Here is a 16534-nt window from a genome sequence, read left to right as displayed (position 1 = left end):
CCATGCATGAAGCGGTATAGCGTCGGCATTGACCTGGGCACGAGCAACACGGTCGTCGCCTATGGCGAGGCAGGGTCGGAGGACATCCGCGTCTTCGACATCGATCAACTGGTGAGCCTGGGAGAGGTGGCCACGCGGCCACTCCTGCCGTCCGTGCGGTACCACGCGGCGCCGGGGGAGCTGAATGCCAGCGATCTGCAGTTGCCGTGGCAAGTTGCCAATGGGACGGATGGTGCCGATGGAGCCGCATCGGGCCATGTCGTGGTGGGCCGCCTTGCGCGCACGCTGGGCGCGCAAGTGCCCGGCAGGCTGGTCGCCAGCGCCAAAAGCTGGCTGTCGCATGCGTCGGTCGACCGCGTGGCGCCGATCCTGCCGTGGGGCGCCGCCGACGAAGTCGGCAAGGTGTCGCCGGTGGCGGCCAGCGCCAGCTACCTGGCGCATGTGCGCGCGGCATGGAACCACCGTTTCCCCGATGCGCGGCTCGAGGATCAGGACGTGGTGCTCACCGTGCCCGCCTCGTTCGATGAAGGCGCGCGCGCCCTCACGCTGGAAGCCGCGCGCATGGCCGGACTGCCCGCGCTGCGCATGCTGGAGGAGCCCCAGGCGGCCTTCTACGACTGGGTGTTCCATCATCGCGAAACGCTAGCGGCCGACCTGGCGCAAACGCGGCTGGTGTTGATCTGCGATGTCGGCGGCGGCACCACCGACCTGACCCTGATCAAGGTGGAGGTGCAGGACGGCCAGCCGCAATTGACCCGGATCGGGGTTGGCAATCACCTGATGCTCGGCGGCGACAACATGGACCTCGCCCTCGCGCATCTGGTCGAGTCGCGCATCGCCACGGCGCACTCGCGCTTGTCGGCGGGCAGCCTGTCGCAGTTGGTCGAGCGATGCCGTGCCGCCAAGGAGCAACTGCTCAGCGCGCAGGCGCCGGAGGCGGTCACGATCACGCTGCTCGGTTCGGGCTCCCGGCTGATCGGCGGCGCGCGCTCCGTCGAAGTCACCCGGCAGGAGATCGAGCAGATCATTGTCGAGGGGTTTTTCCCAGCCGTCTCGGCCGGCGAAAGACCGGGGCGCTCACGGGGCGGCATCGTCGAATTTGGCCTGCCCTATGCGGCCGACCCGGCGATCACCCGGCACGTTGCGGCCTTCCTGGGCCAGCACGCGGCCCAGTCGCGCATCGCGAACGCACAGGATGCAAGAGAAGCGCCAGACGACGCGCCACCGATGCCCGACACCTTGCTGCTCAACGGCGGCGTGTTCCGCGCCGAGGCGCTGACGGGGCGTTTGTCGAGCACGCTTGGCGCCTGGCGCCGAGCGCCCTTGCATGTGCTGCACAACGACAACCCCGACGTGGCGGTCGCCCGTGGCGCGGTGGCGTTCGCGCTTGCCCGCGCCGGGCATGCGCCGCGCATCGGCGGGGGCTCGCCGCGCAGCTATTTCCTCGTGCTGGACAACGGTGATGCCGCGCAGGCACAGCGCGGCATTTGCCTGTTGCCGCGCGGCACCGAAGACGGCCAGGAGATCCATCTCAAGGATCGCACCTTCTCCCTGCGCCTCGGGCATCCGGTACGCTTCCACCTGGTCTCCTCCGTCGCCGACACGCCCTATCAGCCGGGCGAACTGGCCGACCTCGCCAGCGGCGATTTCGTCCGCCTGCCGCCGATCGCCACCGTGGTGCAACCGCGCGGCGCCAGCGACGCGCGAGACACGCTGGTGCAACTCACCACATCGCTTACCGAAGTCGGCACGCTGGAGGTGCACTGCAGCGAGATCGCCAATCCTTCGCAGCGCTGGCTGCTCGAGTTCCAGTTGCGCGGCGATGCCCCGGCGGCAGACACGGCGACCCACGCGCCGCATCCCTCCCTGGCCCAGGCCGTCGAATGCATCGACCGTACCTTTGGCGCCCGCTCGCAAGACGTTGGCCCCAAGGAAGTCAAGCGGCTGCGCGCGCAACTGGAGCAACTGCTGGGCGCGCGCGACCAATGGGACAGCGCGCTGCTGCGCGCCCTGTTCGGCACGTTGTGGGAACGCGCGCGCCGCCGCCGCCGCACGGCAGACCATGAACGCCTCTGGCTCAACCTTGCCGGCTATTGCATGCGGCCTGGGTTCGGCTACCCGCTGGACGAGTGGCGCGCCGGGCAGCTCTGGTCATTGTTCGAGCAGGGCATCCAGTACGTCAACGAGAGCCAGATCTGGTCGGAATGGTGGACGCTGTGGCGCCGCACCGCCGGCGGCCTGGACGAAAGCGCGCAGTTGCGATTGCTGGACGACATCGCCTTCTACCTGCAGCCCCCCGGCACGGCGCGCTACAAGCGCCCCGCCGGCGCCGCCAAGGCCGGCTACGCCGACATGGTGCGGCTCGCGGGATCGCTGGAACGCGTGCCTGTCGAGCGCAAGATCGAAGTCGCCGAGTGGCTGCTCGCCCGGCTCAAGAAACCCTCGGAGAACCTTCAAAGCTGGTGGGCCGTGGGCCGCATCGGCGCGCGCCGGCCGTTCTACGGCAGCGCGCACAGCGTCGTGCCGCCAGAGGCTGGCTCGCAATGGCTGGAGGCGATTCTTGCGCTCGACTGGAAGAAGGTCGAGCCGGGCGCCTTCGCCGCCGTGCAGATTGCCCGCATGACGGGGGACCGGTCGCGGGACCTGCCGCTGGATATCCGCATGCGCGTGGTCAGCCGGCTCGAAGCCGTCAACGCGCCACGTAGCTGGATCGACATGGTGCGCACAACGGTGGAACTCGATGAGGCCGATGAAGGACGGGTCTTTGGCGAGTCGCTGCCAGCGGGGTTGACGCTGATCGTAGCCTGAGTGCGATCGCGGCGGGCCGGCAAATGACCTAGCCGACCTCCGCGAATCTTCGCAGCGACGCGAGATCCAGGATCTCGATGGACCCCCGCGTGCGCTGCACCAGGCCCTGCGCCTCGAAATCCCGGAGAATCTGGTTCACCGTTTGCCGCGAAACCGACAGCATCAAGCCGAGTTGCTCTTGCTGCACGTTGATCACCCGCTTGCTCAGGCCATGGCGCTCGCCATAGCCGCCGGCGATGGCCAGCAAGCGGCGCGCCAGCCTGACCGGCACAGGCATCAGCACCGACGACTCAATCGCTTCAAACGCCAGCCTGAGCTTTGGGGCCATCAGCAAGCCCACCGCTTTCCAGTGCACCGGATTTTCGTCGAGAAACCGCACCGCATCCTGCTGGTCGATATGCAGCAGCACCACGTCGGACTCGATCCAGGCATCGTGGGCGCGCGGCAAGGCGTCAAACAAGGCAACCTCGCCGAACCATTGCGGCGTTTCCGCAAAAGCCAGCAGTGCCTCCTTGCCATCGGCGGAGGAACTGGTCATGCGGATGGCGCCAGCCACCACAAAGTACAGGCCATCCGCCGGGTCCCCGTGCGCGAACAAGCGTTGGCCCGCAGCTAGCGACCTGACCTTGGCGTGCGCGACGATCCACCGTTGAAAATCAGCGGCAAGACCGGCGAACCATACGCTGGATCGCAGGGCAGCGAGGTGGTCTTCGGGGGTGGATGACTTTGACACAGCGCCAATCGTAGTCTTATGTCAGGAAGACGACATTGTAGTCCGCCATTCCCTGCAAAGATCGCTCATTGCGATCAGGGACCTGGATGAAAACCCTGGACACCCTGATAACCCCGCAAGCCCTGAAGACCCGAAGCACCGGCGACTTCGCCATCCCGGCAACAACCGCCGGCAACAAACCCGATAAGAGGAACGAGGCAATGGACGTAGCGACCTCCCCCGCTCTGTATAAGCGTGACTTTCCAGCCGCATTCCGTGCGATCCGCAAGCTGCTGGCAAACGGAGACGACACCACGCAAGTGTTTCTCATCATGCGCGCCCTCAACGGCCCGTCCGCGCCAAAGAACTACGCGCGGCTCCTGAGGACCACGAGCGGGCGGCGGCTGGCTTATCTTCGCGTCGAACTGACGGAGCGCTTCTCCGACCCGGCGTTCATCGCCAGCTTCGCACCCGGCACGCTCGGCGCCGCCTACCGCGCGTTCCTGGAGCAAACGGGCTACAGCGCCGCCGGACTTGCCGCGATTTCAAACCTCAACAGCGAGCCGCTGGTCGAGGATCCCTACGCCTGGTTCGGCAGGCGAACCCGTGACATCCACGACATCTGGCATGTGCTGACCGGCTACAAGGCCAACGAGAACATGGGCGAAGCAGCGCTGGTGGCGTTCAGCTACGCACAGACCGGCGCCCTCGGCTGGGCATTCATCGCCGTTGCTACCGCCTTGCAGAGCCTGCGCAAGACCGGCAACACCGCGTACTTGCGCGCCGTCGTCGAGGGCTATCGCCATGGACGCAAGGCGAAGTGGCTGATGGCCGAGGACTACGAGACGCTGCTGCATGAGCCGCTCGAGGCAGCGCGCGCGCGGCTGGGCATTCTCGAACCCGTGCTGTACCAGGCAGCCAGCAAGGCCGCGCAATGCCAGCCACAGGGCGCGGCTTCGCAATCGCTGTTTTCCGACTAAGCTCCGGGCGCTGCCTATGGGCCTGTGGGCCTGTGGGCACTCCTGCTGCGTTTCTGGCGAATTTCGTATTTTATCAATCGCATCGGGCGCATCCATCAAAATGGCATCCCGCATCCATCCGTAATTTCCGCAGCCGGGACCCAAAGCACTGTCCCTTGTCTATTGTCGATTGTGATTGCAGACGTTTGGCAGGCGCCAGTGGGAATGTTATGCTCCCCATACGCTTGCCGCCGTCGGCAGCAAGCGTCATTCAACGAACACAAGACTCCATAATCCATGGCTACCAAAGCAAATGCTGTCGTAAAGACCACCGCCAAGCCTGCCGCCAAGAAGGCGGCGCCGGCAAAGAAGGCGGCTCCGGCAAAGAAGGTCGCAGCGGCCGCGCCGGCGGTGAAACCCCTGAAGGACACGTTCAACAAGTCCAGCCTGGTGGCCCACCTGGTGGCCCAGACTGAACTGGATGCCAAGACGGTCAAGACCGTGCTGGTCCATCTGGAAAACACCATCCTGAGCGCGGTGCACAAGAAGGGCGCCGGCGAATTCACCCTGCCGGGCCTGTTCAAGGTCGTGGCAACCCAGGTTGCCGCCACCAAGAAGCGCTTCGGCAAGAACCCGTTCACCGGCGAAGACCAGTGGTTCGCTGCCAAGCCGGCGACCGTCAAGGTCAAGGTTCGCCCGATGAAGAAGCTGAAGGACGCCGCGCTGTAAGCTGAGCGGGCAAACAGAACGCAGCTGGAACAAAAGGGAGCCCGCGTGGCTCCCTTTTGCATTGCAGGTCAATACCCGATATCGAGCACACGCGATGAAGATCAGGTCCGAGTGGATTTTTGAGTGCGAGCCACGGCATGTCTGGCCGCACTTCCTTCATGCCCGCATGGATGCGTCGCGCCCGCTGCTGTTCTGGCTGGGCATTCCAAAGCCAATGAGCTGCCGCGTCCTGGAGGGCGTCGCGGCGGTCGGGAACACGCGGCAATGCACCACGGACCGGGGCACCATCGACCAGCGCATCCTGCAACTGGAGCCGGACCGGCTGCTGCAGTACCAGATGCAGGAAAGCACAGTCTGGTGCCGTGCCTGGGTCGGCAAGCTGATCGACACCTTCAGCCTTGAGCCGCTGGGCGATGGCAGGACACGGGTACGGCGCACGACCGAATTCGAAGCCAAGGGATTCCTGAAGGACATCAGGCTCGTCGGTCTCTGGGCGGCGCTGCGCCAGGCGCATGCTTATGCCGCGCGAAACTGGCAGCGGCTGGCACTGCAGAGCCTGCGCGAATCCGCCTGAGCACGCCATCCTCGCCAGGCCGCTCTCGCGGCCTGCCGGCCGGGCGACAAGCCCCGCCACTCAAGTTCCCACCTCGATAGCCGATATTCACCATAGTCCGCAGATGCGTTCGCGATAAACGGCGCGGCTGACAATAGAGCGAATCCAGGTCCTATGGGCCAGCATTTCGCCGCCTTATTATTTCCATTCAGGTAGAAGAAAATGAAGAATCTTGGAATTGGGGTACGCCTTGGCATTGGCTTTGGCGTGGTGCTGCTGCTGTCAACGCTCATGACCGTGTTCAGCATCCTGGGGCTGCAGGACGTGGCCAGCCACACGCACGACATGATGCAGCAGCCGCTGGCCAAGGAGCGCGTCGTCAGCGACTGGTATCGCCTGATGCATACGAGCGTGCGTCGCACCACCGCGGTGGCGCGCAGTGCCGACCCGAGCCTGGGCGCATTCTTCGCCGCCGAGACGAAGGGGTCGGTCGACGCCATCGCGGCGTTGCGCGACAAGATCGAGCCGATGCTGTCCTCCGACGCGGAGAAGGCGGCGTTCAAGACGATCCAGACCGTGCGCAAGCCGTACAACGACTCGCGCGACAAGATCACCAAGCTCAAGGAAGCCGGCCAGACCGACGAAGCCAACCAGGTGCTCGAGAGCGAGTTCGTGCCCGCCGGCAATGCCTACCTTGCCGAGATCCAGAAGCTGCTGGATATCCAGCGCGCCAGCATTGACCAGACCGCATTGGACATCAACGAGATCTACCTCTCCGCACGCAATCGCCTGATCGCGCTTGGCGTGCTGGTGCTGGCCATTGGCGTGGCGTTCTCGGTATGGCTGACCGCCGGCATCACCGCGCCGCTGCATCGCGCCGTGGGCTTCGCGCGCAAGGTGGCGTCTGGCGACCTGACCAGCCACATCCGCTCGGATAGCAAGGACGAGACTGGCCAGCTGCTGCGCGCCCTGGGCGACATGAATGGCAACATCCTGCGCATCGTGACCCAGGTGCGCACCGGCACCGAATCCATTGCGTCCGGCACGAGCCAGATCGCCGCAGGCAACACGGACCTGTCCCAGCGCACGGAAGAACAAGCGTCGTCACTGCAGGAAACGGCCTCCAGCATGGAGGAGCTGACCAGCATCGTCCGCCAGAACGCGGACAACGCCAAGCAGGCGAGCTCGCTCGCCGTCAACGCCTCCGAGATCGCGATCAAGGGCGGTGCGGTGGTTGGCCAGGTGGTCGACACCATGCAGGAGATCAACGGTGCTTCGCGCAAGGTGGTCGACATCATTGCCGTGATCGAGGGCATCGCCTTCCAGACCAACATCCTCGCCCTCAACGCCGCGGTGGAAGCCGCCCGCGCGGGCGAGCAAGGCCGGGGCTTTGCCGTGGTGGCCGGCGAGGTGCGCAGCCTGGCGCAGCGCAGCGCGACCGCCGCCAAGGAGATCAAGTCGCTGATCGGCGACTCGGTCGAGCGCGTGGAAAAGGGCTCGCAGCTGGTCACCAAGGCCGGCCAGACCATGGATGAGATCGTGGGCGCGGTAAAACGCGTGACCGACATCATGGGCGAGATCAGCGCCGCCTCGGCCGAGCAGAGCGCCGGCATCGAGCAGGTCAACCAGGCCGTCACCCAGATGGACACGGTGACGCAGCAGAACGCCGCGCTGGTGGAGCAAGCCGCGGCCGCAGCGGGATCGCTGGAAGAGCAGGCCCAGCGCCTGAAGGAAGCGGTATCCACGTTCCGCCTCGTGGCTGCCTGAACCGCCCGCCCCTCCTGGTCCTCCTATGGCGCGCCGCGAGCCGCTTGCCGGTCACGCCAGCGGAAAGGTGGCAACTGCCGTCGTCTTGTGAAGGACGACGGCATCGTACAGCGCCACCAGCGCTTCTTGAATGGCAGCGGCAATGGCCGGCGTCGATACCATGCCATCCTCATCCAGCCTGGCGCCCAGCAATGGCACGGTGATCGACGCCGGCTCGATAATGACGGCGGCCATCGTCTTCAAGGTCTCGCGCAGTGCCGCATCGGCATGGTGCGCGCGCGGCGATGCATTGAGCACGGCGACCGGCTTGAAGGCGAACGGCTCGTAACCCACCAGCCAGTCCAGTGCATTCTTGATCGTGCCGGTCACGCCGTGCGCGTACTCGGGGCTAGCGATCAGCAGCGCGTCCGCCTGCGCCACCTCGGCAAACAAGCGTGTCACGCTGGCATGCGGACAAGCCTCGTCGTCCGGGTTGAACAGCGGCAACGCCCCAAGACCGCTGAACACTGCAACCGACACATTCGCTGGCGCCAGCCGCGCGGCCGCGCGCAGCAGCGCGGAATTGATGGACACAGCCCGCAGGCTGCCGGATAGCGCAAGTACTTTCATCATTCCCGATTTGCACCGCATGGGTGGTGTCTGAGCCAGCGCGCATTCTATGCCGAATGCGCCTGGCTGCCCGCAGCCCTTTGCGCAAGCCCCGATTGCACCAAACCGCCCCGCCCCCTAAACTCCTGTGCCAGTGCCCCGCGCCAGCACCCGCCCGGCCCCTTTGCGGGACCAGAGCGCACTCGACCAGGAGACCATCGATGACCTTTGCCCCCTTGCTGCGTGCCCTCGCGGCTTGCAGCGTGCTTGCCATGGCGCCAACGCTTGCCCACGCCGCCGATCCCGTCAGGATCGGGCTGATCGCGCCCTTCTCGGGCAGCTTTGCCGACTATGGCAAGCAGATGGAAGGCGGCATCAAGGCGTTCCAGAAGCTCAATGGTGATACCGTGGCGGGGCGCAAGGTGCAGATCATCAGCAAGGACACCACGGGCCCGGCCCCGGATGTGGCCAAGCGGCTGGCACAGGAGCTGGTGGTGCGCGACAAGGTCGACGTGCTGGCCGGCTTCGGCCTCACGCCCGAGGCCCTGGCAGTGGCGCCGATTGCAGAGCAAGCCAGAAAGCCGATGGTGATCTTCAACGCGGCGTCGTCCTCGATCACCACCAAATCCGCGTATATCGCGCGGGTGTCGATGACCTTGCCGCAGATCTCGGCGCCGATGGCCACCTGGGCCATCAAGAACAAAGTGCGCAAGGTAGTGACGCTGGTGGCGGACTACGCGCCGGGGATCGACGCGGAGACCGCGTTCAAGACCAATTTCATCGGCGGCGGCGGACAGGTGGTCGAATCGATCCGGGTGCCGCTGCGCAACCCGGAGTTCGCGCCGTTCATCCAGCGCATCAAGGATGCCAAGCCGGAGGCGGTGTTTCTGTTCCTGCCCGCCGGCGAGCAAGGCGTGGCGTTCATGAAGGGCTTTCGCGAGCGCGGCCTGGCCGAGGCCGGCATCCGCGTGATCGCCACCGGCGACCTGACCGACGACCATGTGCTGCCGGCCATGGGCGACGCCACGCTGGGCGTGATCACGTCGTTCCATTACTCGATGGCGCACGATTCGCCCGAGAACAAGGCCTTCTTGAAAGCCTTTGCCGAAGCCAATCCCGGCGCCGGCCGGCCTAACTTCATGGCCGTGGCCGCCTATGACGGCATGCGCGCAATCTACGACGCGCTGAAGAAGACCGGCGGCGCGACCGACGGCGACAAGTTCGTCGCGGCGCTCAAGGGCATGAAGATCGTCAGCCCGCGCGGCCCGATCATGATCGACCCGGACACCCGCGATGTAGTCCAGACCGTCTATATCCGGCGTGTGGAGAAGGTTGGCGGCGAGCTCTACAACGTGGAGTTCGACAAGTTCGACAACGTCAAGGATCCGGGGAAGTAGGCCAGGCGGCGTGATGCGGCGAGTCTGCGTGCATCGCGCCTTCACGCTGCCGGAACTGCGATGGCGATGGCACGACACGGGCGGGCTGTCTGTGGGTCTCGCGGGACACGCCTGCCTCGCCATCGGGCTGCGCCGCTGCGCCCTGCACATCCCAGCCACGCTGCTCGTAGCATATCCACATCGCACGCTGCGGCACTTCGTTGAAATTGCTGTCGCTGGCGGCCAGCACCCGCGCCCAGACCTCGGGCGTGGAACTGCGCCAGACGCCGCACAGCAGGCGGCGAAAGCGCGGGGCGCGCGCGGCCTCCTGCTCGATGCGGCCGATGAAGGCCGGGCCGTGGTATTCGATCAGGTCTTCGAGCTCGCCTGCAGCGAGCGCGGCAAGGACACGGGGACTATCGGTGCGGGCCAGGACTTCCTGCACCAGCCGCCATAACCCTTCGGGGTCGTTGACGCCGAGCCAGTCGCAAGCCTGCCAGACCCAGAACGAGCGCACCTCGTGCCGGCCAATGGCCGGGTCGTAGCGGCTGTAACGCTGGATATAGGCGTTGACGAGCCGATTCTGCTCATGGGTTTCCATAGTTCCCCGTGACTACCCGCCTGCGAAAAATGGGCACTGCCGCTGGCCGAAGGCGGTGTTGCCGTCAACGGCCGCTGACGGCCACCAACGCTCGCCGCCTATCGCTTGCCGCCGGTTGACCATACCGGGGTTGGGCTCAGGCAACCGTCAGCAACCTGTCCAGATTGCCCTTGTCCGCCAGCAGCTCCGCGCTGGTCGACTCAAACACTACCTTGCCGCGATCGAGCACCATCGCGCGCCGCGTCATGCCAAGCGCCAGGCGAGCGTGCTGCTCCACCACGATCACAGCCATGCCGCCTTCCTCGATCAAGCGGCGGATCACATGCTGCAATTCCTGAACAATGATAGGCGCCAATCCCTCCATCGGCTCGTCGAGTAATAGCAGGGCCGGGTTTACCATGAGCGCCCGGCCAATTGCCAGCATCTGCTGCTCTCCCCCCGACAACTGGTTGCCCAGGTTTGCGCGCCGTTCCTGCAGCCGGGGAAAGACTTCGTAGACCCGAGCGACATTCCAGTGGCCCGGACGTGCCACCGCCGTCAGGTGTTCCTCCACGGTCAGGGACGGGAACATGCAGCGCTCCTGCGGCACCCATCCCAGGCCGGCGGCGGCGCGCTGATGCGCCGCCAGCCGCGCCAGGTCGCGCCCGCGCCAAGACAGGCTGCCGCGCCGCTGCCGGGTCAGGCCCATCAACGTCATCAGCAGCGTGCTCTTGCCCACCCCGTTGCGGCCCAGCAAGGCCAGGCTCTCGCCGGCATCCATCGCCAGGTCGATGCCGTCGAGCACGACGGCGTCGCCATAGCCCGCACTCAGCCCCTGCACCCGCAGCAGTTCAGTCATGGGCGGCCTCCCCGAGGTATACCTCCCTGACGCGGGGATCGGCGCCGATCTCGGCCGGCGTGCCCTCGGTCAGCACGCGGCCACCCACCAGCACCGTAATGCGCTCGGCAAAGCGAAATACCAGGTCCATGTCGTGCTCGATAAACAGGATGGTGATGTCGCGCGGCAAGCCGGCGATCACGCCGAACAGCTCTGCGCTCTCCCCGGCCGGGATGCCCGCCGCGGGTTCGTCCAGCAGCAGGATGGCGGGCCGGGTGGCCAGCGCCAGCGCGATTTCCACCAGACGCTGCTTGCCGTATGGCAGGCTGCGCGTCTCGGTATCGGCCTCGGCGTGCAGGCGCAGGCTGGCCAGCACCGCCATGGCCTCGTCGGCCAGTGCCCGCTGCGAAGCCACGGTGCGATGCCAGATCCGGGTGGCACCGCTGCGCTCGGCCACCGCCAGCACCACGGATTCGAGCACCGTCAGGCCGGGGAACAAGGTGTTGATCTGGAAGGTCCGGGTCATGCCGCGCCGCACCCGTGCGTGCTGGGGCAATTGCGTGATATCTTCGTCGCCCAGCCAGATCCTCCCGCTGCTGGCCGGCAAGGCCCCGGTAAGCAGGTTGATGAAGGTGGTCTTGCCCGCGCCGTTAGGCCCGATCAGCGCATGGCGGGCGCCCGGCGGAAACTGCAGGGAGATATCGCTGTTGGCGGCAAACCCGCCCCAGGACCTGGACAATCCCTCGGTACGCAGCAACCTGGTCATGGCCGCCCTCCTCCCGGCTTGCGGCGCATGGCACGGCGCAAGGCATCCAGCGCGCCCATCAGCCCGCCACGCGCAAACAGCACGATCACCACCAGCAGCAGGCCAATCCAGAACTGCCAGTACACCGGGTTGATGCCCGCCAGCACATCTTGCGCGACCATGAACACGGCCGCCCCGAGCAGTGCGCCGTACAGGCGGCCCGCGCCACCCAGCACCAGCATCACCAGCAGTTCCGCCGAACGCGGGAAGCCAAGCACGTCCATGCCGACGAACTGCGTCGTCTGCGCCAGCAGCCCACCGGCCACGCCGGCCAGCGCCGCCGCCACGGCGAACACCGCGCCCAGGCGGCGCGGCACGTCGACACCCAGCGCCGGCATGCGGCGCACGCCTTCGCGCATGCCGCGCAGCGACAGCCCGAAGGGCGAAGCCACCAGCCTGCGCACCAGCACGAACAACAGGAACGTCACCACCAGGCTGTAAAGGTAGGCGGTCTTGCCAAACAGGTCGAACTCGAACAGCCCGAGCAACGGCGCCATGGTGACGCCCGACAGGCCATCCACGCCGCCGGTCAGGAAGGCCGCCTTGTTGGCCGCCTCGAACAGCATCAGCCCGATGCCCAGCGTGACCATGAGCCGGGTCAGGTCGCCGCCGCGCACCACCAGGAAACTCGCCAGCCAACCCGCCAGGCCAGCCACCGCGCCGGCCGCGAGCAGGCCCGAGACCGGCTCGCCCCAGCCATGCGCGGCCAGCAGCCCGGCGGTGTAGGCGCCCAGGCCGAAGAAGGCCGCATGTCCCAGCGAGACGATCCCGGCGTAGCCCAGCAGCAAATCCAACGACAGCGCGAAGAGCCCGGTGATCAGCACCTGGCTGCCAAGGATCAGGTAGCCGGGCAAGAGGAAGAACACTGCCACCGGCACCAGCCAGAACACGATCTCGCCAACGCGCCAGCGCCCGTCGGGCAGATGGGTACGCCGCTCGATCGCGCGATTCGGCAGCTCGTCAACAGCGCTCATGCCCGCCTCCCGTAAAGGCCGGCTGGGAACAGCACCAGCAGCAGCACCATCAGCGCGTAGATGACAAAGGCGCCTACCGCCGGCACGTAATACTTGCCGGCCACATCGGCCACGCCAAGCAGCAGCGCCGCCACCAGCGGGCCGCGGATGGTGCCCGCGCCGCCCACCGCCACCACCAGCAGGAAATACACCATGTACTTGAGCGGGAACGACGGATCGAGCCCCAGCACGTCGATGCCCAGCCCGCCGCCCAGCCCGGCCAGCCCGGACCCAAGCGCGAAGGTCAGGCTGAATACCCGCTCCACGTTGATGCCCAGGCCGCGCGCCGCTTGCTGGTTGTCCACCGCCGCGCGCACCTGCGCGCCAAAGCGCGTGCGCGCCACCAGCCAGCCCAGCGCCGCGGTGATGACCACCACCACGCCGATCAGGAACAAGCGATAGGCGCCAAGGTCCAGGCCCGCCACGTGCACCTGGCCGAGCAGGAAGTCGGGCAGCGCCACCGGCTGCTGGCCCGGCCCGAACACGTAGGTGGCCCCCGCGATCGCCATGAAGGTCAGCCCGATCGAGAACAGCACCTGGTCGAGATGGCTGGCGCGGTACAGCCGCCGGTACAGGGTGCGCTCCAGCACCCAGCCCACCACCGCGGCCCCCACGAAGGCTAGCGGCAGCGTCGCCAGGAAGGGCACGCCGGCCCGGGTCATCAGGACCACCGCCACGTAGCCGCCGAACATGGCGAACGCGCCGTGGGCCAGGTTGACGAAATTCATCAGGCCCATGGTCACCGACAGCCCTACGCTGATCAGGAACAGCAGGCAGCCATAGGCCAGCCCGTCGAACAGCACGCCGAGAAAACTGGCGATCATCGTCGGCCCTCCCCCGGCCACGGTGGCGCGCAACCAAGCTTTGTCATGACATCTCCTGTATGGCGATCGGGACGGGCACTCAATCGCCCTCGAAGGTGGTGAATGGCAGCCCGACATAGTTTTCCGCGAGAGCCGCGGCGGCGGCGGGCGAAGCGGCAACGTATTCCAGCTCGGCTTGCTGCAGCCGCGCCATGAAGGGGGTCTGGTCGGCAAAGCGATGCAGCAACGCGGTCATCCACCAGGAAAAATGCTCGGCACGCCAGACCCGCCGCAGGCACGTGGCGGAGTATGCCGCCAGCAGGTCGTCGCGGCGCTCGCCATAGTGCGCGGCCAACGCGCGCGCCAGCGTGCGCACGTCGGCCACGGCCAGGTTCATGCCCTTGGCGCCGGTGGGCGGCACGATATGAGCGGCATCGCCGGCCAGGAACAGCCGGCCGTATTGCATGGGCTCCACCACGTGGCTGCGCATGGGCGTTACGCCCTTCTGCAGCACGGGGCCCTCGTTGAGCCGCCAGCCGTCGCCGGTCTCCAGGCGGGCGTGCAGTTCCTGCCAGATCCGCGCGTCGGGCCACTGGGCGAGATCCTCGTCGGGCCGGCATTGCAGGTAGAGCCGCGTGATCTGCGGCGAGCGCATCGAAAACAGCGCGAAGCCGCGCGCATGGCTGGCGTAGATCAGTTCCTGCGCGGCGGGCGCGGCCTCGGCCAGGATGCCCAGCCACGCAAACGGATAGCGCCGCTCGAACACCTGCAGCGCAGCCGGCGGAATTGCCTCGCGCGAGACCCCATGAAAGCCATCGCAGCCGGCGATGAAATCGCAATGCAGCGTGTGGCGCTTGCCGCCGTGGGTGAACGTGACGCTGGGCTTGCTGCTGTCAACGCCATGCAGGGCCACGCCGCTGGCCTCGAACAAGATGGGCGCGCCATCCGCCAAGCGCGCGGCGATCAGGTCCTTGACCACTTCGTGCTGGCCATACACGGTAATGGCGCGGCCGCCGGTTGGCCCGGACAGGTCGATGTGGTGCCGGACCCCGTCGAACAACAGGTCGATGCCATGGTGGCGCAGGCCCTGGCGCTGCAGGCGCTCGCCCACGCCGGATGCCACCAGCAGGTCGACGGTCCCCTGCTCCAGCACGCCCGCCCGGATGCGTCCTTCCACATGCTGGCGGCTGCGGTCCTCGATGACCACGGCATCGACACCGGCGCGGCGCAGCAGATGGCCCAGCAGCAGGCCTGCCGGCCCGGCGCCGATGATCGCGACCTGGGTGCGCATCGTGGTCTCCCGTCCCCCGTTTTTCGTTGCCTGCGTGGCCCGCCGGATGGGCCGTGGCGGCAGCGCCCGGCCTCTGGTGCTGGGCATTGTCAGACGCGCCACTTCATTTTGCAATCGGGGGTTCTTGCGATACGGCGCAGGCGGCTGCCAGGAATGCGGCGACGCTCAGGGCGGGAGGATCGCCACGTACGCCAGGCCAGCGGACAGCGTCAGGCACAGGGGAGAATAGACCCGCGTATCCAGCCAGGCAAACGAAGAGCCGGTGATGCGCTTGAAGAAGCCAACCAGCCGAAAATCGCCCACTGCCCTGGCCAGCATGGCCAGCGCGACCAGGCCGATGGCCCATTGCAGGACCGGCCCGGTGCAAGGCGCCGTGGCCAGCCCGGCGCGCGCGCCCACCATCAGGGCCACCACCGCCAGGCCGACGGCAACCAGCAGCGTGCCCGTGCGCGAGGGCGTGAAGGCGGGCACCATCGCGCTCGCCGTTGCCGGTGGCGCAATGTCGCCGGCGGCTACCTTGCGCGGCACACGGGGAACAGCGGCATCCTTTGCCAGGCGCCCGCCCAGCGCCCAGTAGACATGCACACCGGCAAGCAAGAAGTAGGTGCAGGCGACCAGCAGAGCGACCATGGCGGCAGGTTTCCTATCTGTGAGAATATGATCCGGATCGAGGCAACAGCTTAAGCTAGCCGGGCCGCTGCGCGGCGCGCAGTGACTAAATGCCGCAGCCCCGGCCGCCAGGTTCCGGGCCCACCAGCAAGGAGATCGTCATGTCATCCGATAGACGCAGTTTTCTTGGCCACGGCGCGCGCCTTGCCGCCGCACTTAGCCTGTCCTGCGGCGCCTGGCCCGCCAGCACGCTCGCGGCGCCGCCCGCTGCCGGGCCATTGCGCCGGGCACTGCCCGGCGGCCACGAAACCCTGCCGGTGATCGGCATGGGCACGGCCAATACCTTCAACGTGGGAACCGAACGCGCCGAACGCGCCCCGCTGGCCGAGGTCCTGGCCTTGCTGCTGCAAACGTCCGGCCCGGTGATCGACACCGCGCCCAGCTATGGCAGCGCGCAAGGCGTCACCGGCGAGCTGCTGCGCGACGCCAATGCCCGCAGCAAAGTCTTCCTGGCCACCAAGATATCCAGCCCGGCCGGCGGCGCGGCGCAGGCGCAATGGACACAGTCGCTGCGCGACCTGCATAGCGATACCGTGGATCTGCTACAGGTCCACAACCTGATCGACTGGCGCGACAACCTGCGCTTTGCGCGCCAACTGAAGGATCAGGGCAAGACGCGCTATGTCGGCATCACCCACTACCGCGAGGACGCGCATGAGGCGCTGGCGCAGATCGTGCGCAGCGAACGCCTGGATTTTGTGCAGCTGAACTATTCCCTGGCCGAGCGCAATGCCGAACGCGCGCTGCTGCCGCTGTGCCAGGAGCGCGGCGTGGCCGTGCTGGTCAATCGCCCGTTCCAGGACGGGCGCCTGTTCCGCGCAGTCAAGGACCGGCCGCTGCCGCCCTGGGCCGGCGAGATCGACTGCGCGTCCTGGGGCCAGATCTTCCTGAAATTCATTGTCAGCCACCCCGCGGTGACGGCAGCGATCCCAGCCACCTCCAAGCCCCGCAACATGCAGGACAACCTTGGCGCGGGCCTTGGCCGCATGCCCGATGCGCGCCAGCGCGAGCGCATTGCCGCGCTGCTGGCCGCCTGAACCCAT

At 66.9% G+C, this 16534-nt stretch carries 16 protein-coding genes and 1 pseudogene; 7 read left to right on the top strand and 10 right to left on the bottom strand.

What is annotated here, in order from left to right:
* The first annotated feature begins 6 nt into the window (after positions 1-6).
* The gene (locus AC1RQK_RS01545) at positions 7-2808 is read left to right on the top strand and encodes an Hsp70 family protein (protein WP_492807282.1); all 2802 of its coding nucleotides are present in this window, start codon (positions 7-9) and stop codon (positions 2806-2808) included.
* 28 nt (positions 2809-2836) lie between these two features.
* Here the strand turns inward: AC1RQK_RS01545 and AC1RQK_RS01540 are convergent, their stop codons facing one another.
* Positions 2837-3541 (bottom strand): Crp/Fnr family transcriptional regulator, encoded by a 705-nt coding sequence (locus AC1RQK_RS01540; protein ID WP_492370854.1) that lies wholly within the window; start codon positions 3539-3541, stop codon positions 2837-2839.
* Positions 3542-3741: 200 nt separating this feature from the next.
* Here AC1RQK_RS01540 and AC1RQK_RS01535 point away from each other — a divergent pair, with 200 nt between their 5' ends.
* From AC1RQK_RS01535 to AC1RQK_RS01520, 4 genes are all read left to right on the top strand, one after another.
* Positions 3742-4500, top strand: a complete 759-nt coding sequence (locus AC1RQK_RS01535; RefSeq protein WP_492370960.1) for a Coq4 family protein — start codon at positions 3742-3744, stop codon at positions 4498-4500.
* 276 nt (positions 4501-4776) lie between these two features.
* Positions 4777-5208: an HU family DNA-binding protein gene (locus AC1RQK_RS01530; protein WP_043354992.1), complete on the top strand. Its 432-nt coding sequence runs from the start codon at positions 4777-4779 to the stop codon at positions 5206-5208.
* A gap of 94 nt (positions 5209-5302) precedes the next feature.
* On the top strand, positions 5303-5782 hold the full coding sequence (locus tag AC1RQK_RS01525) for an SRPBCC family protein (RefSeq protein ID WP_492370855.1): 480 nt from the start codon (positions 5303-5305) through the stop codon (positions 5780-5782).
* Positions 5783-5983: 201 nt separating this feature from the next.
* The gene (locus AC1RQK_RS01520) at positions 5984-7528 is read left to right on the top strand and encodes a methyl-accepting chemotaxis protein (protein WP_253930815.1); all 1545 of its coding nucleotides are present in this window, start codon (positions 5984-5986) and stop codon (positions 7526-7528) included.
* A 51-nt stretch (positions 7529-7579) separates the two neighbouring features.
* On the opposite strand, the gene AC1RQK_RS01515 is transcribed toward AC1RQK_RS01520, so the two are convergent.
* Positions 7580-8140: an NADPH-dependent FMN reductase gene (locus tag AC1RQK_RS01515; RefSeq protein WP_492370856.1), complete on the bottom strand. Its 561-nt coding sequence runs from the start codon at positions 8138-8140 to the stop codon at positions 7580-7582.
* 197 nt (positions 8141-8337) lie between these two features.
* Here AC1RQK_RS01515 and AC1RQK_RS01510 point away from each other — a divergent pair, with 197 nt between their 5' ends.
* On the top strand, positions 8338-9513 hold the full coding sequence (locus AC1RQK_RS01510) for an ABC transporter substrate-binding protein (RefSeq protein WP_492370857.1): 1176 nt from the start codon (positions 8338-8340) through the stop codon (positions 9511-9513).
* On the opposite strand, the gene AC1RQK_RS01505 is transcribed toward AC1RQK_RS01510, so the two are convergent.
* The 8 genes and pseudogenes from AC1RQK_RS01505 to AC1RQK_RS01470 all read right to left on the bottom strand — a co-directional run bounded on the left by AC1RQK_RS01505 (position 9494) and on the right by AC1RQK_RS01470 (position 15452).
* Entirely contained in the window at positions 9494-10093 is a 600-nt protein-coding gene (locus AC1RQK_RS01505) for a DUF6869 domain-containing protein (RefSeq protein ID WP_492370858.1), read from the bottom strand. The genes AC1RQK_RS01510 and AC1RQK_RS01505 overlap by 20 nt on opposite strands.
* A 136-nt stretch (positions 10094-10229) precedes the next feature.
* The gene (locus AC1RQK_RS01500; RefSeq protein WP_492807279.1) at positions 10230-10931 is read right to left on the bottom strand and encodes an ABC transporter ATP-binding protein; all 702 of its coding nucleotides are present in this window, start codon (positions 10929-10931) and stop codon (positions 10230-10232) included.
* On the bottom strand, positions 10924-11007 hold the full coding sequence (locus tag AC1RQK_RS01495; protein WP_416053253.1) for an ABC transporter ATP-binding protein C-terminal domain-containing protein: 84 nt from the start codon (positions 11005-11007) through the stop codon (positions 10924-10926). The genes AC1RQK_RS01500 and AC1RQK_RS01495 overlap by 8 nt, the downstream gene beginning before the upstream one ends.
* A gap of 156 nt (positions 11008-11163) precedes the next feature.
* Positions 11164-11676 (bottom strand): annotated as a pseudogene (locus tag AC1RQK_RS01490) (ABC transporter ATP-binding protein); the annotation flags it as partial.
* Positions 11673-12689 carry a branched-chain amino acid ABC transporter permease gene (locus AC1RQK_RS01485; protein ID WP_492370860.1) on the bottom strand — a complete coding sequence of 339 codons (1017 nt, stop codon included), beginning with the start codon at positions 12687-12689 and terminating at the stop codon, positions 11673-11675. The gene AC1RQK_RS01485 and the pseudogene AC1RQK_RS01490, both read right to left, overlap by 4 nt.
* Positions 12686-13552 (bottom strand): branched-chain amino acid ABC transporter permease, encoded by an 867-nt coding sequence (locus tag AC1RQK_RS01480; RefSeq protein WP_492370861.1) that lies wholly within the window; start codon positions 13550-13552, stop codon positions 12686-12688. Before AC1RQK_RS01480 ends, AC1RQK_RS01485 begins: the two co-directional genes overlap by 4 nt.
* 79 nt (positions 13553-13631) lie before the next feature.
* Entirely contained in the window at positions 13632-14822 is a 1191-nt protein-coding gene (gene pobA / locus AC1RQK_RS01475; protein ID WP_492370862.1) for a 4-hydroxybenzoate 3-monooxygenase, read from the bottom strand.
* 165 nt (positions 14823-14987) lie between these two features.
* Entirely contained in the window at positions 14988-15452 is a 465-nt protein-coding gene (locus tag AC1RQK_RS01470) for a DUF3995 domain-containing protein (RefSeq protein WP_492370863.1), read from the bottom strand.
* A 140-nt stretch (positions 15453-15592) separates the two neighbouring features.
* Here AC1RQK_RS01470 and AC1RQK_RS01465 point away from each other — a divergent pair, with 140 nt between their 5' ends.
* Entirely contained in the window at positions 15593-16528 is a 936-nt protein-coding gene (locus AC1RQK_RS01465) for an aldo/keto reductase (RefSeq protein WP_492807277.1), read from the top strand.
* Positions 16529-16534: the final 6 nt, after the last annotated feature.

This window comes from Cupriavidus sp. GW822-FHT02D05 (genome assembly GCF_058802485.1).
This window is presented reverse-complemented; position numbering and strand designations above follow the sequence as displayed.